Origin of the sequence: Streptomyces albiaxialis, assembly GCF_039530985.1 — a bacterium.
In the GTDB taxonomy this organism is placed as follows: domain Bacteria; phylum Actinomycetota; class Actinomycetes; order Streptomycetales; family Streptomycetaceae; genus Streptomyces; species Streptomyces albiaxialis.
This window is the reverse complement of sequence record NZ_BAAAPE010000013.1, coordinates 1,098,319-1,121,093: the sequence shown is the minus strand read 5'-3', so window position 1 is coordinate 1,121,093 and position 22,775 is coordinate 1,098,319. Positions and strand designations below refer to the sequence as shown.

Annotated in this window: 19 protein-coding genes; 10 read left to right on the top strand and 9 right to left on the bottom strand. The window is 71.4% G+C overall.

Going from position 1 to position 22,775, the window contains the following annotated elements; genetic code table 11:
* Nucleotides 1–154: 154 nt before the first annotated feature.
* From ABD343_RS28615 to ABD343_RS28595, 5 genes are read right to left on the bottom strand one after another with little or no spacing between them, the layout of a single operon-like run.
* Nucleotides 155–1,465, bottom strand: coding sequence for a DUF58 domain-containing protein (locus ABD343_RS28615; RefSeq protein WP_344532215.1), 1,311 nt, complete (start codon nucleotides 1,463–1,465; stop codon nucleotides 155–157).
* 18 nt (nucleotides 1,466–1,483) lie between these two features.
* Nucleotides 1,484–2,449 carry an AAA family ATPase gene (locus ABD343_RS28610; protein ID WP_344532214.1) on the bottom strand — a complete coding sequence of 322 codons (966 nt, stop codon included), beginning with the start codon at nucleotides 2,447–2,449 and terminating at the stop codon, nucleotides 1,484–1,486.
* On the bottom strand, nucleotides 2,446–3,681 hold the full coding sequence (locus ABD343_RS28605) for a DUF4350 domain-containing protein (RefSeq protein WP_344532213.1): 1,236 nt from the start codon (nucleotides 3,679–3,681) through the stop codon (nucleotides 2,446–2,448). The genes ABD343_RS28610 and ABD343_RS28605 overlap by 4 nt, the downstream gene beginning before the upstream one ends.
* Nucleotides 3,678–4,415, bottom strand: coding sequence for a DUF4129 domain-containing protein (locus ABD343_RS28600; protein ID WP_344532212.1), 738 nt, complete (start codon nucleotides 4,413–4,415; stop codon nucleotides 3,678–3,680). The genes ABD343_RS28605 and ABD343_RS28600 overlap by 4 nt, the downstream gene beginning before the upstream one ends.
* A gap of 4 nt (nucleotides 4,416–4,419) precedes the next feature.
* On the bottom strand, nucleotides 4,420–5,397 hold the full coding sequence (locus ABD343_RS28595) for a DUF7847 domain-containing protein (protein ID WP_344532211.1): 978 nt from the start codon (nucleotides 5,395–5,397) through the stop codon (nucleotides 4,420–4,422).
* A gap of 488 nt (nucleotides 5,398–5,885) precedes the next feature.
* Between ABD343_RS28595 and mtnA the strand changes: the two genes are divergently transcribed.
* The 7 genes from mtnA to ABD343_RS28560 all read left to right on the top strand — a co-directional run bounded on the left by mtnA (nucleotide 5,886) and on the right by ABD343_RS28560 (nucleotide 14,564).
* Complete coding sequence (mtnA, locus tag ABD343_RS28590; protein WP_344532210.1) at nucleotides 5,886–7,028, top strand: S-methyl-5-thioribose-1-phosphate isomerase; 1,143 nt, start codon at nucleotides 5,886–5,888, stop codon at nucleotides 7,026–7,028.
* The gene (gene mtrA / locus ABD343_RS28585) at nucleotides 7,025–7,702 is read left to right on the top strand and encodes a two-component system response regulator MtrA (RefSeq protein ID WP_027738342.1); all 678 of its coding nucleotides are present in this window, start codon (nucleotides 7,025–7,027) and stop codon (nucleotides 7,700–7,702) included. The genes mtnA and mtrA overlap by 4 nt, the downstream gene beginning before the upstream one ends.
* Nucleotide 7,703: 1 nt before the next feature.
* Nucleotides 7,704–9,731, top strand: coding sequence for an MtrAB system histidine kinase MtrB (gene mtrB, locus ABD343_RS28580; protein WP_344532209.1), 2,028 nt, complete (start codon nucleotides 7,704–7,706; stop codon nucleotides 9,729–9,731).
* Nucleotides 9,728–11,728: an LpqB family beta-propeller domain-containing protein gene (locus ABD343_RS28575; protein ID WP_344532208.1), complete on the top strand. Its 2,001-nt coding sequence runs from the start codon at nucleotides 9,728–9,730 to the stop codon at nucleotides 11,726–11,728. The genes mtrB and ABD343_RS28575 overlap by 4 nt, the downstream gene beginning before the upstream one ends.
* Before the next feature lie 228 nt (nucleotides 11,729–11,956).
* Nucleotides 11,957–12,637: a ComF family protein gene (locus tag ABD343_RS28570; RefSeq protein WP_344532207.1), complete on the top strand. Its 681-nt coding sequence runs from the start codon at nucleotides 11,957–11,959 to the stop codon at nucleotides 12,635–12,637.
* 327 nt (nucleotides 12,638–12,964) lie between these two features.
* Nucleotides 12,965–13,663, top strand: coding sequence for a ribosome hibernation-promoting factor, HPF/YfiA family (gene hpf, locus ABD343_RS28565; protein WP_344532206.1), 699 nt, complete (start codon nucleotides 12,965–12,967; stop codon nucleotides 13,661–13,663).
* A gap of 151 nt (nucleotides 13,664–13,814) precedes the next feature.
* Nucleotides 13,815–14,564, top strand: a complete 750-nt coding sequence (locus ABD343_RS28560; protein WP_425578286.1) for a response regulator — start codon at nucleotides 13,815–13,817, stop codon at nucleotides 14,562–14,564.
* A gap of 114 nt (nucleotides 14,565–14,678) precedes the next feature.
* Here ABD343_RS28560 and ABD343_RS28555 read toward each other — a convergent pair whose 3' ends face one another.
* On the bottom strand, nucleotides 14,679–15,878 hold the full coding sequence (locus ABD343_RS28555; protein WP_344532205.1) for a winged helix-turn-helix domain-containing protein: 1,200 nt from the start codon (nucleotides 15,876–15,878) through the stop codon (nucleotides 14,679–14,681).
* Between the two features lie 79 nt (nucleotides 15,879–15,957).
* On the bottom strand, nucleotides 15,958–16,548 hold the full coding sequence (locus ABD343_RS28550; RefSeq protein WP_344532204.1) for a GNAT family N-acetyltransferase: 591 nt from the start codon (nucleotides 16,546–16,548) through the stop codon (nucleotides 15,958–15,960).
* A gap of 184 nt (nucleotides 16,549–16,732) precedes the next feature.
* On the opposite strand from ABD343_RS28550, the gene secA reads away from it, so the two are divergent.
* Nucleotides 16,733–19,597, top strand: coding sequence for a preprotein translocase subunit SecA (gene secA / locus ABD343_RS28545; RefSeq protein WP_344532203.1), 2,865 nt, complete (start codon nucleotides 16,733–16,735; stop codon nucleotides 19,595–19,597).
* A 126-nt stretch (nucleotides 19,598–19,723) separates the two neighbouring features.
* Here the strand turns inward: secA and ABD343_RS28540 are convergent, their stop codons facing one another.
* Complete coding sequence (locus ABD343_RS28540) at nucleotides 19,724–20,062, bottom strand: Rv3235 family protein (RefSeq protein ID WP_344532202.1); 339 nt, start codon at nucleotides 20,060–20,062, stop codon at nucleotides 19,724–19,726.
* A 648-nt stretch (nucleotides 20,063–20,710) separates the two neighbouring features.
* Between ABD343_RS28540 and ABD343_RS28535 the strand changes: the two genes are divergently transcribed.
* Both ABD343_RS28535 and ABD343_RS28530 read left to right on the top strand, forming a co-directional pair.
* Nucleotides 20,711–21,235 carry a DUF6912 family protein gene (locus ABD343_RS28535; protein WP_344532201.1) on the top strand — a complete coding sequence of 175 codons (525 nt, stop codon included), beginning with the start codon at nucleotides 20,711–20,713 and terminating at the stop codon, nucleotides 21,233–21,235.
* A gap of 49 nt (nucleotides 21,236–21,284) precedes the next feature.
* Entirely contained in the window at nucleotides 21,285–22,025 is a 741-nt protein-coding gene (locus ABD343_RS28530; RefSeq protein WP_344532200.1) for an HAD family hydrolase, read from the top strand.
* A gap of 62 nt (nucleotides 22,026–22,087) precedes the next feature.
* Here the strand turns inward: ABD343_RS28530 and ABD343_RS28525 are convergent, their stop codons facing one another.
* Nucleotides 22,088–22,654 (bottom strand): DJ-1/PfpI family protein, encoded by a 567-nt coding sequence (locus ABD343_RS28525; RefSeq protein WP_344532199.1) that lies wholly within the window; start codon nucleotides 22,652–22,654, stop codon nucleotides 22,088–22,090.
* Nucleotides 22,655–22,775: the final 121 nt, after the last annotated feature.

The window sequence follows — 22,775 nt, the reverse complement described above, 5'->3', positions numbered from 1 at the left end:
GATGGTACTGCATGCGGGAGCGTGTGGGAGAGTAGGACACCGCCGAACTAAACATAGAAGAAGCCCCGTTGGCCATCGCGCCGACGGGGCTTTTTCGTGTTTACAGGGGCGCCGGGCTCCTACCGCTGTCCATTCCGTAAGCCCTGCTCTTCCTTCAGAGCTTTCCCGCTGCCTTGAGCGCCAGGTACGTGTCCGCGAGCGTCGGGGCAAGATCCGCGGGGAGGGCATCCACGACGATGACGCCGTGCCGGCGGAGACGTTCGGCCGTGTGCTGACGTTCGGCTTGGGCCTGAGACGCCGCGGCGGCTTCGTACACCGCGTCCACTGTGCCTCGTGCGTCCGCCATTTCCTGGATACGGGGGTCGGAAATGGCCGCCACCACGACCGTATGGCGCTGGGTGAGGAGAGGGAGGACTGGCAGGAGCCCTTCCTCTACCGGTGCGGCGTCGAGGCCCGTGAGCAGGACCAGCAGGGATCGGTGCGGCGCGATGCGGAGCGCTGCCGTGGAGATGCCGCGGGCGTCCGACTCCAGAAGCGCCGGTTCGAGCGGGGCCATGGCGTCGACGAGGGCCGGGAGGACCTGGTGAGCCGTGCGCCCGTTGACCGTGGCGCGGGGCTTCCTGTCGTAGGCCAGCAGGTCGACGCGGTCGCCCGCGCGGGACGCGAGGGCTCCGAGAAGGAGCGCCGCGTCCATGGAGACGTCGAGGCGCGGGATGTCGCCCACGCGGCCCGCGGAGGTGCGGCCCGTGTCCAGGACGAGGAGGACTCGGCGGTCGCGCTCGGGGCGCCATGTGCGGACGGCGACGGCGGACTGGCGGGCGGTCGCGCGCCAGTCGATGGAGCGGGTGTCGTCTCCGGGGACGTACTCGCGGAGGCTGTCGAATTCGGTGCCTTCGCCGCGGGTGAGGATGCTGGTCCGTCCGTCGAGTTCGCGGAGGCGGGCGAGCTTTCCCGGTAGGTGCTTGCGGCTGGCGAAGGCCGGAAGCACGCGGATGGTCCAGGGGACGTCGTGGTGGCCCTGGCGGGCGGCCAGGCGGAGTGGGCCGTACGAGCGCACGGTGATGCGCTCGGCGCGACGGTCGCCGCGTCGGGTGGGGTGGAGCGTGGTGGTGATGCGTTGGCGCTCGCCGGACGCGATGTGCAACTGATGGCGGCCCGGCGTCGCTTCGCCGGATGCCGGCCAGGAGCTCGGCGGCCAGGCGTCGCGGAGGTCAGCGTGCAGGGTGCGACGACTGGGGTTGGTGACAATCAGTGAGGCGTTCACGTGTTCGCCAAGTCGAACTGAGGTGTCACCGCTTCGAGTGAAGACGAGCTGATGGACTGGTGCGGCCCTCGCGAGGTCGTAGAGGATTGCGAGCAGCAGGGGGATCTCGACGGCGAGCAGACCAAGCCAGTGGGGGAGGAGAAGGCCGACGAGCAGGGCCCCGAGAGCTGCGATGAGGGCTGTGCGTCCGGTGAGTGCCATGAGTCAGGTCTCGCTGCCTCAGCGGGGGACCGGGACATGGGCGAGGATCGAGTTGATCACGCTGTCGGGGGTGACGCCTTCCATCTCGGCCTCGGGGCGGAGCTGGATGCGGTGCCGGAGCGTCGGCAGGGCGAATGCCTTGACGTCGTCGGGGATGACGTAGTCGCGCCCCATGAGCCACGCCCACGCGCGGGCGGCGGCGAGCAGGGCGGTGGCGCCTCGGGGGGAGACCCCGAGGGAGAGCGAGGGGGAATCACGCGTGGCACGACAGATATCGACGATGTAGCCGGTGACTTCGGCGGAGACCGAGGTCTTGGCGACCGCGGCACGGGCGGCTTCGATCTCCTCGGAGCCCGCGACGGCCCTGACGCCTGCGGCTTCGAGGTCCCGGGGGTCGAAGCCCTCGGCATGGCGGGTGAGGACGTCGATCTCGGCTTCGCGTGGCGGCAGAGGGACGTTCAGCTTCAGCAGGAAGCGGTCTAGCTGGGCCTCCGGAAGCGGATAGGTGCCCTCGTACTCCACCGGGTTCTGCGTGGCTGCCACGAGGAAGGGCTCGGGCAGCGCGCGGGGGGTGCCGTCGACGGAGACCTGGTGTTCCTCCATGGCTTCGAGCAGGGACGCCTGTGTCTTCGGCGGGGTCCGGTTGATCTCATCCGCGAGGAGAAGGTTGGTGAAGACCGGGCCGGGCTGGAAGGAGAACTCGGCGGTGCGGGCGTCGTAGACCAGGGATCCGGTGACGTCGCTCGGCATGAGGTCCGGCGTGAACTGCAGGCGCTTGGTGTCGAGTTCGAGGGTCGCGGCCAGGGATCGTACGAGCAGGGTCTTGGCGACGCCGGGTACGCCTTCGAGGAGGACATGGCCGCGGCACAGGAGGGCGACGACAAGGCCGGTCACGGCGGCGTCCTGGCCGACGACCGCCTTGCCGATCTCTTGGCGGAGCGCCTCTAGGGCGTCGCGGGCGCTGTCTGCGGAGGGGGCGCTCACGGGGTGCGGTCCTTGTCTCTCGGAGGTGAGGTGACGGAAGCGGGGGAGGCGACTGCGGTGATCTGTTGCTCGAACCGGTCCAGATCGTCGGCCAGTTGGATCATGGCCGCGTCGGTCGCCGGCGTCGGCCCGAAGAGGAGGGTGGTGATGTCGGGGGCTCGTGCGCTGTCCGGGCGGTGATCCGCGTGGTCGGCGAGGGCGGGGGCGAGGACCTCGGGGAAGTGCGCCTGGGAGAGGGAGACGCCCACGAGCGGCGCGAGGCGGGTGCGGGTGGCCGCGCGGAGCGAGGCCGCGGCGCGGTCGCGGGCGTTCGCCCTGCGGTAGAGGCGGGCCCTGCCCTCGGTGGCCTCGGACGCACGGACGGAGACAGGGAGGTGTTCATGGACGAGCGGGCCCAGGCGGCGTGCTCGCCAGAGGGCGACGAGCACGGCAGCGATGCCGAGCTGGAGCGTGGCCCATTTCCAGCCTGACGGGATGAGGTCGAGGAATCCGCGTTCCTCGCCCTCGGGCGGTGCGGTGCCGGCGGCGGGCGGCATGTACCAGAGGAGGTGGGGGCGCGAACCGAGCAGTTGGAGGGCGAGGGAGGCGTTGCCGTACTTGTCGAGGCGCTCGTTGGTGAGCGGGTCGCCGGTGCCGAGGAGGACGGTGTCGTTGTCGGGGGACTTCGTGAGTCGGAGAAGGGAGGGCAGGCCTTGGCGGAGGTAGCAGGCGTCCGTGTGTTTCAGGTTCGTGGAGTAGCGGTAGCCGCCGAGTTCGGCATCCCCTGCCCGGGTCGCCGTGGGGAGGTCGCAGTCGGGCGGGGTCTGCTGCACCGGTGCGGGGGTGGATGCCGCTCGTACGCCGGGGACGAGTGCGGAGACGGACGTGGCGTCGGGGGCGAGGAGGACGGTGCGGCCGCTGCGTTGGGCGGCGTCGCGGAGTTCGCGGCGTTCGTCGTCGCTCAGCCGGTCCGGGCGGGTGACCACGAGGGTGGTGTCGGGGCCTGCCTGGGCGGTGGCCTCGGCGGTGCTGGAGAGGACCTTGGTGGTGATGTCGCGGTCCGCGAGGAGTTCGGCGACGGCGCGGCTGCCGTGGGGGTCGGAGGAGCGGGGATCGAGGCGCCCGTGTTCGCCGCCGGAGCGGAGGGCTGCGATGGCCACACCTGCCACCGCCAGGACGGCGGCGGCCAGCAGGAACCCGCGTGTGCGCGACCACACCTGGCGTGCGGTGGGCGAGGTGGAGGTGGTGCTCAACTGCGCCCTCCGCCCCGGGAGGCCGCGGGCTCCCGGTCGTTCGCGGGAGCGGCCGGGGTGGCGCGGCGGAGCGCGGTGTCGAGATCGCGGAGGCGGAGGTACGCGGCTTCGTCGGCGGGGCGGTCCGCGTATGTCACCTCGTCGAAGGAGTGCGCCGCGGCTTGGAGGGCGTCTGCGTGTTCGGGCAGGGCGAGGCCTGCTTCGTCGGCCGCCTCGTCGGCGGTGCGGCCGGGGCGGGGGTCGAGGAGGGCACGTTCTTCCAGGGAGCGGACGAGAGCGCGCATCCGTTCCTGGACGGCTTCGCTCCAGCGGGCCTCGGAGGCGTGTGCCTCGGAGCTGGCGCGGTGGTCCGCGGCGGTGCGGGGGCGGTTGTCGAAGAGGGCGCTGGTGTCGCTCGTCGGCTGGGCGCGGAGTTTGCCGAGGCGCAGCCGGAGGGCGAGGGCCAGCAGGACGAGGACAGCGATGACGGCGATGAGGCCGGTGGGGCCGCCGGGTGTCGCGCCCGAGGCGGCGTCGAGGAGGGAGCTGATGCGGTCCCAGACCCACTCGATGATGCGCTGGAGGAGATTGGGGTCGTTCTCGTGGTACCGGGGCTTGGAGAGTTCGCGTTCCGCGTCCTCGCGTGCGGGGAGGCGTGGGGTGGTGACGGGGCCGTCGCCGTCGGCGCTCGTGAGGGCCGCCCGGTGGAGGGCGGCCACCGGGCGGAGCGCCGCGTCGGCGAGGCTCCCCGTCATCGGGTCAGCTTCCGGGGGTGGGGCGGTCGGCCTGCGGGTCGCCGTAGCCGGGGACTCCGGCGGCTCGTGCGAGTTCGAGGTCGAGGGCTTCCCGGCGGATGCGCTGGTCGAGGTAGAGCAGAGCCGTGACGCCCGCGCTGACGGGCAGCGAGATCGTGGAGGCGACCACGGAGCCGATGCCGGAGATGATCAGCGAGGTCCACCCGGTGGCCGCCGCGGCACCGGTGAGAGAGGTGCCGCCGTCTCCGCCGACGAGCGTGGCGATGAAGGTCGTGGGCATCTGGACCACGGAGGAGACGATGAACACCAGGATGAGCGCCAGGAGCTGGATGCCGAAGATGCGCCACCAGCTTCCCCGTACGAGCTTGGCGGAGCGGCGCATCGAGGTCAGGACGCCCTGCTTCTCCAGCATCAGTGCGGGCGCGGCGAGGCAGTAGCGGACCCAGAGCCAGGCGGCGGCGACGGTGCCGGCCAGCATGCCGAGGAAGAGGAAGGAGAGGGCGAGGTTCGCGGAGTCGCCGGCGACGGCGGCGAGGCCGGGGGTCAGGCAGAGCAGCATGACCACGGTGATGAGGACGGGGACGAGGAGGAGCAGGCCCAGGAGGCGCAGGAGTTGGGGCCGGGAGTCCCGCCAGGCCTCGCCGATGGTGACGCCGCGCCCGAGGACGGCCCGGCTGACGACGACGGTGAGCATGGCGGTGGCGATGACGCTGCCGAGCATGCCGACGACCATGGCGACGCCGAGGCTGCCGAGCGCGCCGCCGAGGGCGTCGGAGAACTCGTCGAGGGTCGGGTCGGGGTCGTTGCTGAGCGCGTCGAGGTCCCCGCTCTCGGGGAACCAGATGCCGACGGCGACGGTCGAGGCGAGCTGGGTGATGACTGCCACGGCCAGGGCGATGCCGAGCACCGTCCGCCAGTGGGCGCGCATGGTGCTCACGGCGCCGTCGAGGATCTCGCCGACTCCGAGCGGGCGGAGGGGCACGACGCCCGGCTTCGCGGCCTGAGGGGTCTGGGCCCACGGGGTGTTCCAGCCGCCGGGTGCGGGGCCGCCGGGCCCCGGCCGCCCCGGACCCGGACGGTTCGGGGGCGGTGGTGCCGCGCCCCAGCCAGGGGCGCCGGAGGCGGGGGGCTGCTGGGCCGACCAGTTGCGCGGGTGCTGGTCCGACGGGGCCTCGGTCCGGTCAGGCGCTGTGGGCGGCTGGTCGGACGGGGTCTGGGGCGTTGCCTCGGAAGTCGTGCGCTCCTTGTCGTCGTCCTGGCCCCCCTTCCCGGGGTTCGGGCGGGGGTCGGACGAAGAGGATCCGGGCGAAGCCCAGCCCGGAGAGTCGTTCACGTGAGGTCACCTCGGGGTGTGTGTAGCTCCGTCGCCTGGTTGGCTGCCATCGTGCCACGACGCGCAGTCACCGGGGTCATGCCCCGGGAGTCGCGGCTGCCTTCTGGAGGCACGCTGTCGCAAGGCAGACTGTTCGAATGGCTGAACAGTGTGGTCCGGCGCTTCGTTGGGAGGAGCTACCGGAAGGACCGGTGCTGGTGCTCCTCGACCAGACGCGGTTGCCCGCCGAAGAAGTCGAGCTCGTGTGTACGGACGTACCCGCGCTGGTGGCTGCGATCCAGTCGCTGGCGGTGCGAGGTGCCCCGCTGCTGGGCATCGCGGGGGCGTACGGGGTGGCCCTCGCGGCGGCCCGGGGGTTCGATGTCGCGGACGCGGCCGAGCAGTTGGCGCACGCGCGGCCCACGGCGGTCAACCTCGCCTACGGGGTTCGTCGTGTGGAGGAGGCGTACAAGGCGGCGATGGCGCGCTCGGGGAACGGGAGCCAGAGGGCCGCCGCGCAGGCGCTGGCCGAGGCGAGGGCGCTGCACCGGGAGGACGCGGAGGCGAGCGCGCGGCTCTCGGAGTACGGCAACGAGCTGCTCGGGGAGCTGGTGCCCGGCGGCGGGCTGCGGCTGCTCACCCACTGCAACACCGGCGTGCTGGTTTCCGGGGGCCAGGGCACCGCGCTGGGCGTCGTGCGGGCCGTGCACCAGGCGGGCGAGCTGAGGAAGCTGTGGGTGGACGAGACCCGGCCGCTGCTCCAGGGCGCGCGGCTGACGGCGTACGAGGCGGCACGGGAAGGGATGCCGTACAGCGTGCTGTCGGACAACGCGGCCGGCTCGCTCTTCGCCGAGGGCGAGGTGGACGCGGTGCTGGTGGGTGCCGACCGGATCGCGGCGGACGGCGCGGTGGCGAACAAGGTCGGTACGTATCCGCTGGCGGTGCTGGCCCGGCATCACGAGGTGCCGTTCGTGGTGGTGGCGCCGGTGACGACCGTGGATCTGACGACGGAGAGGGGGAGCGACATCGAGGTGGAGCAGCGTCCCGGGCACGAGGTGACGGAGATCCCACCGGTGCACAGGACCGGTGGCGGACCGGAGACGGGCGGGGGGATACCGCTGGCTCCGGTGGGCGCGCAGGCCTACAACCCGGCCTTCGACGTGACCCCGCCCGACCTGGTGACGGCCATCGTCACGGACCGTGGAGTGATCTCTCCTGTGACGGCGGACACCGTCGCGGAATTGTGTTCCACGTCACGAAAGGGAACGTCACGAACGCGTAATGGGATGATGAACGCATGAAGGGACGCGTCCTTGTCGTCGATGACGACACCGCACTGGCAGAGATGCTCGGCATCGTCCTGCGGGGCGAAGGCTTTGAGCCGTCGTTCGTGGCAGACGGCGACAAGGCGCTTGCCGCCTTCCGGGAGACCAAGCCTGACCTTGTGCTGCTCGACCTGATGCTGCCCGGGAGGGACGGCATCGAGGTGTGCCGTCTGATCCGGGCGGAGTCCGGGGTGCCGGTGGTCATGCTCACCGCGAAGAGCGACACGGTGGACGTGGTGGTCGGCCTGGAGTCGGGTGCCGACGACTACATCGTCAAGCCGTTCAAGCCCAAGGAGCTGGTGGCCCGGATCCGCGCGCGGCTGCGCCGCTCGGAGGAGCCCGCGCCGGAGCAGCTCGCGATCGGTGACCTGGTGATCGATGTCGCCGGGCACTCGGTGAAGCGTGAGGGGCAGTCGATAGCCCTCACGCCGCTGGAGTTCGATCTTCTGGTCGCGCTGGCCCGCAAGCCCTGGCAGGTCTTCACACGTGAGGTGCTGCTGGAGCAGGTGTGGGGATACCGGCACGCGGCCGATACGCGGCTGGTCAACGTGCATGTGCAGCGGCTGCGCTCGAAGGTCGAGAAGGACCCCGAGCGGCCGGAGATCGTGGTGACCGTGCGCGGCGTCGGCTACAAGGCCGGACCTAGCTGACATGTCCCGGAACGGCTCTGCTCCGCGCCGGTCCGGCGGGGGCCGGGCCGGGGGCCGGGAGTCCGATATCTCCAAGTTCGGGCGTTTGTGGCGAAGTGGGGTGCTCTTCTCCGACGGCTTGCTGCCGGAGGGGGCCACCGGCCCGGGCGCCCGGCCCATGGTGCGCTTCTTCGTGCGCTGGGTGCGCAGGCCGCTGCTGCCGGTGATGCGGCTGTGGCGCCGGAACATCCAGCTCAGGGTCGTCGCGGCCACGCTGCTGATGTCGCTCGGTGTCGTGCTCCTGCTCGGCATCGTCGTCATCGGCCAGGTGCGCAACGGCCTGCTGGAGGCCAAGGAGAAGGCCGCGCTGAGCCAGGCCACGGGCGGCTTCAGCGCCGCGCAGCAGCAGGCCGACAGCTCGGGCGGCGGCCGTACGGGCAGTGACGACAGCGTCCGTAGCGGCAGTGGGGTGCAGAACTCGGGCACCTGGCTGAACAACCTGGTGGAGCAGCTCGCCAGCGGTGGCCAGGGCGTGTACTCGGTTGTCGCGCTCGGGTCGAAGAGCAACGAGGCCCCGTTCCTGGGGAGCGGGAACGTCAGTACGCGCGGTCCGCGCTCGTCCGGGGACATCAAGCCGGAGGAGAGCGTTCCGGAGGACCTGCGCGAGGCGCTGGACCGCAAGACGGGCATGCACCAGCGGTACGCACGCGTCGTACGGCAGGACGGCGGGAGCGATCCTGCGCTGATCGTCGGCAAGCGGCTCAACGACGCGCGGGGCAATCCCTACCAGCTCTACTACGTCTTCCCCTTCACGCAGGAGGAGGAGTCGTTGAGCCTGGTCAAGGGCACGCTGGCGACGGCCGGGGTGTTCGTGGTCGTGCTGCTCGGGGCGATCGCCTGGCTGGTGGTGCGGCAGGTGGTGACGCCCGTACGGATGGCGGCCGGGATCTCCGAGCGGCTGGCGGCCGGGCGGCTCCAGGAACGGATGAAGGTCACGGGCGAGGACGACATCGCCCGGCTGGGCGAGTCCTTCAACAAGATGGCCCAGAACCTCCATCTGAAGATCCAGCAGCTCGAAGAGCTGTCGCGGATGCAGCGGCGCTTCGTCTCGGACGTCTCGCACGAGCTGCGTACGCCGCTGACGACGGTGCGGATGGCCGCCGACGTGATCCACGAGGCGCGTGAGGACTTCGACCCCGCGACCGCGCGTTCGGCGGAGCTGCTGCTGGGCCAGCTCGACCGTTTCGAGTCGCTGCTCGGCGACCTGCTGGAGATCAGCCGTTTCGACGCGGGAGCGGCCAATCTGGAGGCCGGGCCCGTCGACCTGCGGGACATGGTCCATCGCGTTGTCGAGGGGGCCGAACCGCTGGCCGACCGCAAGGGCAGCCGGGTGCTGATACTCGGCGACGAGCGGCCCGTGATCGCCGAGGCCGACGGCCGCCGCATCGAGCGCGTCCTGCGGAACCTGGTGGACAACGCCATCGAGCACGGCGAGGGCCGCGACGTCGTCGTCCGCCTGGCGACGGGGAACGGCACGGTGGCCGTGGCCGTACGGGACTACGGCGTCGGGCTGAAGCGCAACGAGGTGGACAAGGTCTTCAACCGTTTCTGGCGGGCCGATCCCGCGCGGGCCCGTACGACGGGCGGCACGGGGCTGGGGCTCTCCATCGCGCTGGAGGACGCGCGGCTGCACGGCGGCTGGCTCCAGGCGTGGGGCGACCCGGGGGACGGTTCGCAGTTCCGGCTCACGCTGCCCTGCACGGCGGGCGACGCGCTGCGGGCCTCGCCGATACCGCTGGAGCCCGCCGACTCGCGCCGTCGGCGCGGACTGGACGGCACGATTCCGGCACAGCCGTCGGCGGAGTCGGGCGTCCCTGTCGCGTCCGTCTCCGCCGGACGGAGCGCCCCCGCGCGCGCCGAGCTTCCCGCGGGCCGGAGCGAGCCGCGCGACGAGCGCGCGCCCGGCGGACGCGGGGGAGCGGGTGGCACAGGAAGCGCCGCGGGGCCCGGCGGAGCCTCCGGTTCCGCCGGATCCGGAGGACGCGCATGAGGGAGCGGGACACCGGGGCCGGCGAAGGCACCGGGATCGCCACGAGCAGAGCCGGAAGCGGGAGGGGCGCGGAGATGGACGCGGACGTGCGGCGACGGCGACAGTCCGGGCGGTCCGGGTCGTCCGGGCGGTCCGGGCGTTCCGGCGGGTACGGGCGCCGGTGGCGGTCCGTCCGCCGCGTACGGGCCCTCGCGTCACTGGCCGTGCTGGGGGCGCTCCTCGCCGGCTGTGCCTCCATGCCGGACGAAGGCGGGCTGGACCGGGTCAACTCCTCGCACCGCGCCCAGGCTGACACCCAGGTGCGCGTCTACAGCGTGAGTCCCCAGAAGGGCGAGACCCCGCAGCAGATCGTCCGGGGATTCCTGGAGGCGACGACGAGCGACGAGGCCAACTTCCCGACCGCGCAGGAGTATCTGACGCCGCAGATGGCGCGCGCGTGGAACCCGTTCTCCGGGACGCATGTGCTCTCGTCCGGGCCGAGCGTACGGAAGGCGCCGAAGGCGGAGCGCGATCTGCCGGGCAAGGACGGCTACGTCACGCAGGTCACGGGCAGGCGGATGGCCGAGGTCGACCGTAAGCACGCGTATTCGCCGGCCAAGGGCGAGTACAACGCGAGGTTCTATCTGACCAAGGTGGACGGTCAGTGGCGGATCGACCGGATGCCGGACGGGCTCGTGCTCGGCCAGTCCGACTTCCAGCGCATCTACCGGCCCATCAACAACTACTACTACGCCGAACTCGGCCCGGACTCCGAGTCGGTGACGAACGGCAAGAACGTCCTGGTCGCCGACCCGGTCTATCTGCGGCGCAGGATCAACCCGGTGACGGAGACGATCGCCGCGCTGCTGGAGGGACCGACGGGATGGATCGACCCCGTCGTGAAGACCGCCTTCCCCAGGGGCACACGGCTCGCGCCCAAGCAGCGTCATCTGACGCTCGACGACGCGGGCGCGCTGACGGTACGGCTGAACGCGAAGGGATCGAGAGCGAGCCGGACGCAGTGCGACAGGATGGCCGCACAGGTGCTCCACAGCGTGCAGGACCAGGCGTCCGCCAAGGTCAGCAAGGTCGATCTGCGTGGCCCGCAGGGCGCCGAGATGTGCACGCAAACGCGCGAGGACGCCGCCGACTACCAGCCGGGCAGGCTCAACGGCAGCGCCAAGCGGGTCTACTTCATCGACAAGAACCACCGCGTGACGGCCCTGGGACGCCACTTCGACCAGCCCGAGCCCGTCGAGGGCGCGCTGGGCACCGGCAAGGTCGAGATGGGCGCGGTCGCGGTCAACCGTCCGGAGAAGGAAGCGGCGGCCGTCACCCGGGGACGCCGTTCGCTCTACGTCGCGTCCCTGGAGGGCGGGCCGGGGACGCTGGGCGACCCCGTGCTCATGAGCAAGGCGAAGCACGAGGACGACCGGCTGACGGCGCCCAGTTGGGACGGGCTCGGGGACCTCTGGATCGCCGACCGCGACCCGAAGAACCCGCGGCTGCTGCGGCTGCGCGGCGGCAAGGAGAAGCCGGAAGAGATCGAGGTGCCGGGCCTGCGCAAGGGGCAGCGCATCGAGTCGGTGAAGATCGCCTCGGACGGCTTGCGGATAGCGCTGCGGGTGCGTGAGCCGCAGGGAAGCTCGACGTTGCAGCTCGGGCGCGTGCACCACGGCGGTACGACGAAGAAGCCGGAAGCGAGCGTCGCCGCGCTGCGCCCTGTGGCCCCGCAACTGGAGGACGTGGTCGCGGCGTCGTGGGCGGGCGGCAGCAGGCTCGTCGTCGTCGGCCGGGAGTCCGGCAGCGTGCAACAGCTCCTCTACATGGAGACGGACGGCTCGGCCTCGGACCAGCCCACGCTTCCGGGCATCAACGATGTGACGGGCGTGGCCGCCTCGGAGGACGAGAACAGGCCGCTGCTCGCGGACTCGGAGGACGGCATCGTGCGGCTTCCGCCCGACTCCAACTGGAGAACGCTGACGGGGGAGGGCTCGGCGCCCGTCTACCCGGGCTGAGGCGGGCGGGGCAGACCCCGCGTTTCCGGGGCCGCCACCCCGCGTTTCCGGGGCCGCCGGGAGTTATCCACAGGGCTGGTCGGCCCGGCACCCGGCTGGGACAGTGAAGTCATGCGGGAGTTGTGCCACACGCTCCGGCAGGAAATCGCAGGTCTGGTGCTGCCCATGGGCTGTGCCGGGTGCGGCTGTCCGCGGACGAGGGACGGTCTGTGTGACGAGTGCAGCAGCGTGCTGACAGGCGCGGTGCCGCGGCGGGTCTGGCCGTCGCCGGTGCCGTCCGGATTGCCTCCGGTCTACGGGACGCTCCCGTACGCCGACGAGGCACGGGCCACGCTGCTCGCTCACAAGGAGCGCGGTGCGCTGCGGCTCGCCGCGCCGCTGGGAGCCGCGCTCGCCGGGGCCGTACGGGCGGCTGCCGCCGGGCCCGTTCCCGGACGGCTACGGGACCGGTGGGGCCGACAGGAGGGCCGCCAGGAGGACCGGCAGCGCGGCCTACGCGGCCCGCGGGGCGGCCAGGGGCGCGAGAGTGCGCGGGCGCTCGTCCTCGTGCCGGTGCCGTCCGCGCGCCGGGCCACGGCCCGGCGAGGGCACGACCCGGTGCGGAGGATCGCGCGGGCGGCCGCCGCGCGGCTGCGGAGGGACGGTGTCCCGGCGCGGATGCTCCCTGTGCTGCGGCAGCGGCGGGCCGTGGCCGACCAGGCGGGTCTGACGGCCGCGCAGCGGGCGGAGAACCTGCGGGGTGCCCTGGAGGTGGTGCCGGGCGTCGGGAGCCTGCTGACGGCGGAGGAGACGGTGCTGGTGGACGATCTGATGACGACGGGCGCCTCGCTGGCGGAGGCGGCCAGAGCGCTGGGAGGAGTGACGGGAGCCGCTGTGCTCGCTGTCCGTACCGGTTCGCGGGCGGACTGACGACAGATTGACGAGATGGGGTCACCAAGGGTGCGAAAAGGCGCCTTGGAAAGCTGTCCGGAACTCGATGACCACCGGCAACGTTGCAGGTGATACGAGGGAAACTTCGCCCGAACGGAGGTACGTACCGGTAGGGGGTGCCGACTCTCCCCCACTGGAGGTACGTTCGGATTGGGTGGCGATCTTCCCTGCGGGGGAGAAGGAGGTGAAAGTCGCAAGCCGACCTTGTGCCGGAGAGCGAACGGCAGGAGGCCGAGCCTCCGGCGTCAGTGCACCAAGGACGGGCTCCGCACGTCACGACGGACCCGTCCGGGAACGGAGTTCTGCGTGGACATCGTCGTCAAGGGCCGCAAGACAGAGGTGCCCGACCGGTTCCGCAAGCACGTGGCCGAGAAGCTGGAGAAGATCAAGAAGCTCGACGGAAAGGTGATCAACCTTGATGTCGAGGTGTGCAAGGAGCACAACCCCCGGCAGGCCGACCGTTCCGACAGGGTGGAGATCACCCTGCGTAGTCGAGGACCGGTCATCCGTGCGGAGGCAGCGGCCTCCGATCCCTACGCGGCGCTGGACCTGGCGTCCAGCAAGCTCGAAGCGCGGCTGCGGAAGCAGCACGACAAGCGCCGGGTGCACCGCGCGGGGGGCCGCTCCCCGATGAGTGTGGCGGCGGCGACCGCCCACCTCGCGTCGGAGCTCAACGGAGAACTCGACGCGGCCGCGCGCCCGGCGGCCGCCCCCGAGGACGACGGGCAGCCGGTGATCACCAAGATGGGATCGCTGGAGATCCAGGGTGAGGGCCCGCTCGTGGTCCGGGAGAAGACGCACGCCGCGGCGCCCATGACGCTCGACCAGGCGCTCTACGAGATGGAGCTGATCGGGCACGACTTCTATCTGTTCGTCGACTCCGAGACAAAGCAGCCGAGCGTCGTCTACCGGCGGCACGGCTATGACTACGGCGTGATCCATCTGGAGCCGGACCCGTTCGTCGAGGAGCCTCCGCACGGCGCGGGTGGCGCACTCAACGCTTGACGGGGCCCGGTGAGCCACCGGCCAGATGAACGCGCCCCCGGCAGGGTCTGGAACCCGGCCGGGGGCGCGGGCATGAGTAACATCTGGACACACACCAACCGCCTTTCTGCGGAGCGGGGTTGGTGCGGCATAGGGTGCAGGGGGAGGAACGATGGTGGAGAGCTTCGGGCCAGCGATGCCCGTGCCCGATGCACACCCGCGTCCGGAGGCGGAGGAGCCGCACGAGAGAGAGCGCCGCAAGGAGCCGATCCGGGTTCTCGTGGTGGACGATCACGCGCTGTTCCGGCGGGGGCTGGAGATCGTCCTCGCGCAGGAGGAGGACATCCAGGTCGTCGGTGAGGCCGGGGACGGCGCGGAGGCCGTGGACAAGGCCGCCGATCTGCTGCCCGACATCGTGCTGATGGATGTCCGGATGCCGAAGCGGGGCGGGATCGAGGCGTGCACCTCCATCAAGGAGGTAGCCCCCAGCGCGAAGATCATCATGCTGACGATCAGCGACGAGGAGGCCGATCTCTACGACGCGATCAAGGCGGGGGCCACGGGATATCTCCTCAAGGAGATCTCCACGGACGAGGTCTCGACGGCCATCCGGGCCGTCGCGGACGGTCAGTCGCAGATCAGCCCGTCGATGGCGGCCAAGCTCCTCACCGAGTTCAAGTCGATGATCCAGCGCACCGACGAGAGCAAGCTGGTGCCCGCTCCCAAGCTGACCGAGCGGGAGCTGGAGGTCCTCAAGCTCGTCGCCACCGGGATGAACAACCGGGACATCGCGAAAGAGCTCTTCATCAGCGAGAACACGGTCAAGAACCACGTGCGGAACATCCTGGAGAAGCTCCAGCTCCACTCCCGGATGGAGGCCGTGGTGTACGCGATGCGGGAGAAGATCCTCGAAATCCGGTGACCGGCCGGCCGGTCACCGGTCTTCCCGTGTCCGTACGCGGTCCCGCCCCCACGGCCCCCGCCCCTGGGTCTGAGCCCGGGGCCCAGGCCGGGCTCCGGTCCCCCGAGCAGACCCTCAGGCCGTGCCCAGTGCCGTCTTCAGGGCCGACTCCAGCGGGGTGCGTACGGCCTCCGGCTCGCAGCGTTCCACGCGGACCGTGTCGCAGCCGACCCACTGCGCCGCCTCGCGCAGCGCCCGCGCCATCGGCTCCGCGTCGCGCTCGCCGCGCACGGAGAGCTGCCGGGCGACCAGCGTGGTCCCCTCGCGGGCCGGGTCCACGCGGCCGACCAGCTTGCCGCCCGCCAGCAGGGGCATCGCGAAATAGCCGTGCACACGCTTCGGCCTGGGCACGTACGCCTCCAGCCGGTGTGTGAAGCCGAAGACACGCTCCGTACGCGCCCGGTCCCAGATCAGCGAGTCGAAGGGCGACAGCAGCGTCGTACGGTGCCTGCCGCGCGGGGCCGTCTCCAGCGCCGCCGGGTCCGCCCAGGCGGGCCTTCCCCAGCCCTGGACCTCGACCGGCACCAGCTCCGTGTCCGGCAGGGCCGCGTCGACCTGCTCGGCCTTGAGGCGGTGGTAGTCCGCGAGGTCCGCGCGCGTGGCGACGCCCAGCGCGGCTCCCGCCTGGGCCACCAGGCGCCTTATGCAGGTGCGGTCGTCGAGGTCGTCGTGGAAGAGGGCGTCGGGGACGGCGCGCTCCGCCAGGTCGTACACCCGCTTCCAGCCGCGGCGCTCGGCGACGACGACCTCGCCGGTGTCCAGCAGCCACTCCACCGCGATCTTGCTCTCGGACCAGTCCCACCACTCGCCCCCGTTCCGCCCGCCGCCCAGCTCGGCGGTGGTCAGGGGGCCCTCCGCCTTGAGCTTCTCGCGCACGGCGGCGGACGAGCCGTCCCGGTCCTTCATCTGGTGCCAGCGGTGTCCCCGCTCGCGGAAGGCGCGCCTGCGGAACGCGAAGTGCGGCCATTCCTCGACGGGCAGCACGCAGGCGGCATGCGACCAGTACTCGAAGCTGTGCCCGCCCGACCAGTACGCGGACTCCACCGCCTCGCGGCCCACGGCGCCCAGGCGTGCGTACGGCACCAGCTCGTGGGAGCGGGCCAGCACCGAGATCGTGTCGAGCTGCACGGCGCCGAGGTGCCGCAGCACTCCGCGCACCCCGGCGCGGCGGTCCGGGGCGCCGAGCAGTCCCTGTGCCCGGAGCGCGATCCTGCGGGCCTCGTCGGCGGAGAGCGAGTGTTCAGGACGGTGTTCAGGACGTACGGGGGAGACCATGCGGCACACCCTAAGTGGCGCCACTGACAGTCCACTTCCCGTCGGTACGACCGTGCCGCCCCCGCGTCCGGAAGGCGGCTCAGGAAGCCGGCGGGCCCGGCAGGTAGGGCGTCTCCTGGCCGCGTCCCCAGTCCGACGGCAGCAGCGCCGCGATCCACGCGTCGCGCCGCGTGCCCCGGTGGACGATACGGGCGCGCTGTACGCCCTCCAGGACGAAGCCGACGCTGCGCGCGACGCCCAGCGAGCCCTCGTTCCCGACCTGGGCGACCCACTCCAGGCGTTCGACGCCCAGGTCGGCGAAGGCCCAGCGGGCCACCGCGCGGCCCGCCTCGGCCGTGTAGCCCCTGCGCCGCTGGTCGCGCGCCGTCCAGAAGCCCAGCTCGGCCTGGCGTTCGGCCGTCCTCAGGTGCGCGATCCGCACCAGGCCCATCGCGCCGACCAGGGCGCCCTCGTGCGTGAAGACGCCGAAGTTGTACATGGTGTCGTCGCTCCAGCCCTCCGGGCTGGTGAGGCCCACGAACTCCTCGGCGTGCTTGCGCTCGTACGGATCCGGCAGCGGTACCCAGCGCAGGATGTCGGGGTCGTCGCAGGCGGCGGCCACCGCGTCCGTGTCCTCTTCTTGAAGAGGGCGCAGTATGAGGCGCTCCGTACGGAGTGTGATGGGTTCCATATCCCGATTGTGCCGCCCGCCTCTCCGGCACCTTCGGGGGCTCCGGCACGTTGGGGGTACAGGGGCAGTCGTCCCTCGCATACGATGGCCGGTGCGGCGAAGGCCCTCAGCAAGGAGAGGACCCCGTGCCCGCGCACAGACAGTGCAGACCGTGCCAGGCCCGACCGGCAAGGAGCCACCCTAAGTGTCCGTCTTCGGCAAGCTCATGCGCGCAGGTGAAGGGAAGATCCTGCGCAAGCTGGACCGCATCGCGCGGCAGGTGAATTCCATCGAAGAGGACTTCGTCGGCCTGTCGGACGCCGAGCTGCGAGCCCTCACGGACGAGTACAAGGAGCGCTACGCCGAGGGCGAAAGCCTCGACGACCTGATGCCGGAGGCCTTCGCGACCGTTCGCGAGGCGGCCAAGCGCGTGCTCGGTGAGCGGCACTACGACGTGCAGTTGATGGGTGGCGGCGCGCTGCACCTCGGCTATGTCGCCGAGATGAAGACCGGTGAGGGCAAGACCCTGGTCGGCACGCTCCCCGCGTATCTGAACGCGATTTCGGGCCGGGGCGTGCACATCGTCACGGTCAACGACTATCTCGCGCAGCGCGACTCGGAGTGGATGGGCCGCGTCCACCGTTTCCTCGGTCTGACGGTCGGCTGCATCGTCGCCAACATGACCCCGGCCGAGCGCCGCGAGCAGTACAACTGCGACATCACCTACGGCACGAACAACGAATTCGGCTTCGACTATCTGCGCGACAACATGGCGTGGTCGAAGGACGAACTCGTGCAGCGTGGCCACAATTTCGCGATCGTCGACGAGGTCGACTCGATCCTCGTGGACGAGGCGCGTACGCCGCTGATCATCTCCGGCCCCGCCGACCAGGCCACCAAGTGGTACAGCGACTTCTCCAAGCTGGTGAAGCGCCTGGAGAAGGGCGAGGCGGGCGACCCGCGCACGCAGAAGCCCGAGACCGGTGACTACGAGATCGACGAGAAGAAGCGCACCGTCGCCATTCACGAGGCCGGTGTCGCCAAGGTCGAGGACTGGCTCGGCATCGACAATCTCTACGAGTCGGTGAACACGCCTCTGGTCGGTTATCTCAACAACGCGATCAAGGCCAAGGAGCTCTACAAGAAGGACAAGGACTACGTCGTCATGGACGGCGAAGTCATGATCGTCGACGAGCACACCGGCCGTATCCTCGCGGGCCGCCGTTACAACGAGGGCATGCACCAGGCCATCGAGGCCAAGGAGCAGGTCGATATCAAGGACGAGAACCAGACGCTCGCCACGATCACCCTCCAGAACTTCTTCCGGCTCTACGAGCGCGAGGACCAGAACGGCAAGAAGACCCCGGGCCTGTGCGGCATGACCGGTACGGCCATGACGGAGGCCGCGGAGTTCCACCAGATCTACAAGCTCGGTGTGGTCCCCATCCCGACCAACCGTCCGCTGGCCCGCGCCGATCAGGCCGACCTGATCTACCGGACGGAGGTCGCCAAGTTCGACGCGGTCGTCGACGACATCGCGGAGAAGCACGCCACCGGCCAGCCGATCCTCGTCGGCACGACCTCGGTCGAGAAATCGGAGTACCTCTCCAAGCAGCTCACCAAGCGCGGCGTCCCGCACCAGGTGCTCAACGCGAAGAACCACGAGCGTGAGGCCCTGATCGTCGCCGAGGCGGGCCGTAAGGGCGCCGTCACCGTCGCGACGAACATGGCCGGACGAGGCACCGACATCAAGCTCGGCGGCAACGCGGAGGGCATGGCGGAGAACGAGCTGCGCGACCGCGGCCTCGACCCGAACGAGCACGTGGAGGAGTGGGCCGCGGCCCTCCCCGCCGCGCTGGAGAAGGCCGAGAAGTCGGTCAAGTCGGCGGTCGACGAGGTCAAGGAGCTCGGCGGGCTCTACGTGCTGGGCACCGAGCGCCACGAGTCCCGCCGGATCGACAACCAGCTCCGGGGCCGTTCCGGCCGTCAGGGCGACCCGGGCGAGTCCCGGTTCTACCTCTCGCTGGGCGACGACCTGATGCGCCTGTTCAAGGCCCAGATGGTCGAGCGCGTGATGTCGATGGCGAACGTGCCGGACGACGTCCCGATCGAGAACAAGATGGTGACCCGCGCCATCGCCTCCGCCCAGTCCCAGGTCGAGCAGCAGAACTTCGAGATCCGGAAGAACGTCCTCAAGTACGACGAGGTCCTCAACCGGCAGCGCGAGGTCATCTACGGCGAGCGCCGCCGCGTCCTGGAGGGCGAGGACCTGCACGAGCAGGTGCGCCACTTCATGGACGACACCATCGAGGCGTACGTGCAGGCGGAGACCGTCGAGGGCTTCGCCGAGGAGTGGGACCTGGACCGGCTGTGGGGCGCCTTCAAGCAGCTCTACCCGGTGAAGGTCACCGTGGAGGACCTGGAGGAGGCCGCGGGCGACCGCGAGGGCATCACGGCCGACTTCATCATCGAGTCCGTCAAGGACGACATCCACGAGCAGTACGACGCGCGTGAGCAGGAACTCGGCTCGGACATCATGCGCGAGCTGGAGCGCCGCGTGGTGCTCTCCGTCCTGGACCGCAAGTGGCGCGAGCACCTCTACGAGATGGACTACCTCCAGGAGGGCATCGGCCTGCGCGCGATGGCCCAGAAGGACCCCCTGGTCGAGTACCAGCGCGAGGGCTACGACATGTTCCAGGCCATGATGGAGGGCATCAAGGAGGAGTCCGTCGGCTATCTGTTCAACCTGGAGGTCCAGGTCGAGCAGCAGGTCGAGGAGGTGCCGGTCGAGGACGCCAAGCCCGAGCAGCCCTCGCTCCAGAAGGACGCGGTTCCGGCCGGGGCCTCCGGCGGCCCGGCGCCCGCGATCCGCGCCAAGGGACTGGACGCCCCGCAGCGCCCGGACAGGCTGCACTTCTCGGCGCCGACCGCCGAGGGCGGTGTCGTCGAGGGCGAGATGGACGCGGGCGGCAGCGCGACCGAGCCGGGCGGCCCGATCCGTTCGCAGGCCGACGGCATGACGCGCGCCGAGCGCCGCAAGGCCCAGAAGGGACGCCGCAAGAAGAAGTGACGTGAGCGGCCATGGGCCGCGCGTGACGGACGTCCGAGAGGGCCGGGTTCCCGGGAGAGGGGCCCGGCCTTCTCGTATGCCCGCACAGGCCGTCGGGGCCGTCGGGAGCGTCAGGGCCTCAGGGCCTCAGGGGGTGTCCAGCTCGATCGCCGTGCACTGCCAGCGGCGGTCCTGGCTCAGCTCCAGGCGGAAGGCCATGGCGCGCTGGCGGCCTCCCGTGGCGATGCGGGCGAACGCCTCGATCACGCCGTCCCGCGGCTGGGTGCCCCGGGCCTCCAGCACCGCGGGCGTCGTACGGTCGGCGCCGCGCGGACGGAGCGGGGCCAGCGGGGCGAGCCCGGCGAGACGGTCGTACGCGGCGCCTCGGGCGTGCGCCAGGAGCGTATGGACGGGGCACTGGCCGCTCAGTACGAGGAGCAGCCGGCGGGCGAACCAGAACGGCGGCTGGCGCTCGCGGGAGCGCATCGCCGCCGCGCGCAGGGCCGAGTCGGCGGGGCGGCGCGAGTCCCGCCTGCCGGGCGGCCGGGACGGCGCGGAGCCCGCGCGTCCGCCGGGGCGTCCGGGCGGCGCGGCGGCGGACGACGAGCGGCTTCCGGGACCGCGCCCGCCGGGTCCCCGCCCGCCGCCGGGGCCAACGGCACGGGGCGCGGTCCTGGACCGGTCCGGAGAAGCGGAGGGAGCGGAGGGAGCGGAGGGGGAAGCGGAGGGAACGGAGGCGGAAGACGAGGACGCGGACGTCGGAGCGGGTCCGGACGAGGAAACGGACGAGGTAGCGGACGAGGACGGCGGCGTGGGTGCGGACGCGGGCGTGGTCATGGACAGAGGTCCCCCGTGGAGTGCGTTCCGGCCCGGCGGATCAGATACCGGGCGGTAACCGAGTGGCTGGGATCGGTTGTAGCCGTGCCGGGTGCGGGCCGCAACGGGTGGGGGTGACGGCCGGAGGGTCCCGGAGCGGTTCACCTATCAGGAGTCATCGGCGTACCGGTGTTGCCATCACGCGTCCTCTACCTGCGGTTTCGCGGAACGTCCCGCGGCGGTCGGCCACGGCGGCGCGTGGAGCGGGACCGTATGCTGGCGTCACACCCGGTTCGGCGATACACGAAAGCGGCAGCCATGCGTGTCTATGTCCCTCTGACCCTCCCCGCGCTCCGGCAGGCTCATGGGGCGGGCGAGCTGGGGCCAGGCCCCCTTGAGGCGTACGCGGTGACCCCCGGACTGCGCGAGTGGTACGTGTCGGACGCCTCGGACGAGGACGAGGAGCTGGAGTACGCCGCGCTGGGCCGCGCCGCCCGTGCCTCGCTGCGGCTGCTGGCCGACGACGCGGAGGCCGCGCGGCGGCGGGTGGTCGTGGTCGCCGAGGTGCCCGACCACGAGGTGACGGACGGGGCGGACGGGACGGACAGCCTCCTGGCCGGGGACACGGTGGGCAGGGTGCGCGTCGCGGAGGCTGTGCCGCTGGCGAAGGCGGCGGCCGTGCACGTGGACGCGGAGGACGCGGAGCAGGACGTCGCCGCCGCGGCGGAGGCCCTGGAGGCGGCCGGGCGGGGCGACGAGGACGCGCGGTTCACGGTGGACGGCGTGGAGGACCACGAGCTGCTGTGGTTCGCGACACAGGAGATCCCCGAGCTGGTCGGCTGACGCGGAATTCGGTTCCGCGCTGTCAGACCCGGCACGTAACGTCGGACGCATGGTCTTGGGGCAGAGGCAGAACGGGAACGCCGGCGGGGCGGCACACATCGTCTGGGACTGGAACGGCACCCTGCTGCACGACATCCACGCGGTGATCGACGCGACGAACGCGGCCTTCGGGGAGCTGGGCCTCCCCCCGATCACCCTGGAGCGGTACCGGGAGTTGTACTGCGTTCCGGTGCCGAAGTTCTACGAGAGGCTGCTCGGGCGCGCCCCGAGCGGCAGCGAGTGGCAGGTCATGGACGAGACCTTCCACCGGCACTACTGGCAGTGCGCCGCGGGCGCAGGGCTCGCGGAGGGCGCGGCGGAGCTGCTGGCGGCGCGGCAGGCCGCCGGGCACACCCAGTCGCTGTGCTCGCTCGCCCCGCACGACAGGCTCGTGCCGCTGCTGCGGGAGCACGGGATCGCGGACCGCTTCACGCGTGTGGACGGCGCGGCCGGGGGCAACGGGGGCGGTCACTCGGGCAAGGCGGAGCAGATGGTGCGGCACCTGGCCGCGCTGGAGGGGGTTCCTCCGGAGCGCACGGTGGTCATCGGGGACGCGGTGGACGACGCCCTCGCCGCCGCGCACGCGGGGGCGAGGGCCGTGCTGTTCACGGGCGGCTCGCACAGCAGAGCGAGCCTGGAGGTCGCGGGGGTCCCGGTGGTGGACACGCTCCGGGAGGCCGTCGAGACCGCGGAGCGGATATCCGCCGCGGGCAGCGCATCCGCCGCGGGCGGCGCCGACCCCGTGGGCTGACGGGCCGGGACGCGGGGCACAGGGACGACGGGCCGCCGGGCAGACGCCAGGTGAGGCAGGCGTCAGGTGACCGGCGCCTTCGCGCGCAGGACGGTCAGGAACTCGCGCATCCAGGCCGAGTGGTCCGGCCAGGCCCGGGACGAGACGAGGGTGCCGTCCACCACGGCCTCGGCGTCCTGGAAGGTCGCCCCGGCGGTCTGCATGTCCAGCTCCAGCGCCGGATACGAGGTGACCCTGCGCCCGCTCAGTCCGCCGATCGCCGCCGTGATCAGCGGGCCGTGACAGATCTGCGCGACGGGCTTGTCGGCGTCGAAGAAGGCCTTGACGATCTTGCGCAGCTCGGGATCGTTCCGCAGGTACTCCGGCGCCCGGCCGCCCGGGATCACCAGAGCGGCGTACCGACCGGGATCGATCTCGGAGAAGGCGAGGTCCGCCGGCCAGGTGTACCCGGGCTTCTCGGTGTACGTGTCGAAGCCGTCCTCGAAGTCGTGGACGACGAAGCGGAGGTGCTTGCGGGCGGGGGCGGCGATATGGACGTCGTAGCCCTCCTCGCGGAGTCGCTGGTACGGGTAGAGCACCTCCAGGGATTCCGCCGCGTCGCCGGTCACGATCAGGATTTTCGCGGTCATGGGGTCCACCTCCGCGGGACAGTGGGGAGCCGTAGGGGCGCCATAGGGAGTCGTAGGGGGAAGCCGTAGTGGAACCAGGATGGGACCTTTGGGTTCAACGTGCTCCGGCACGGGCCCTTTG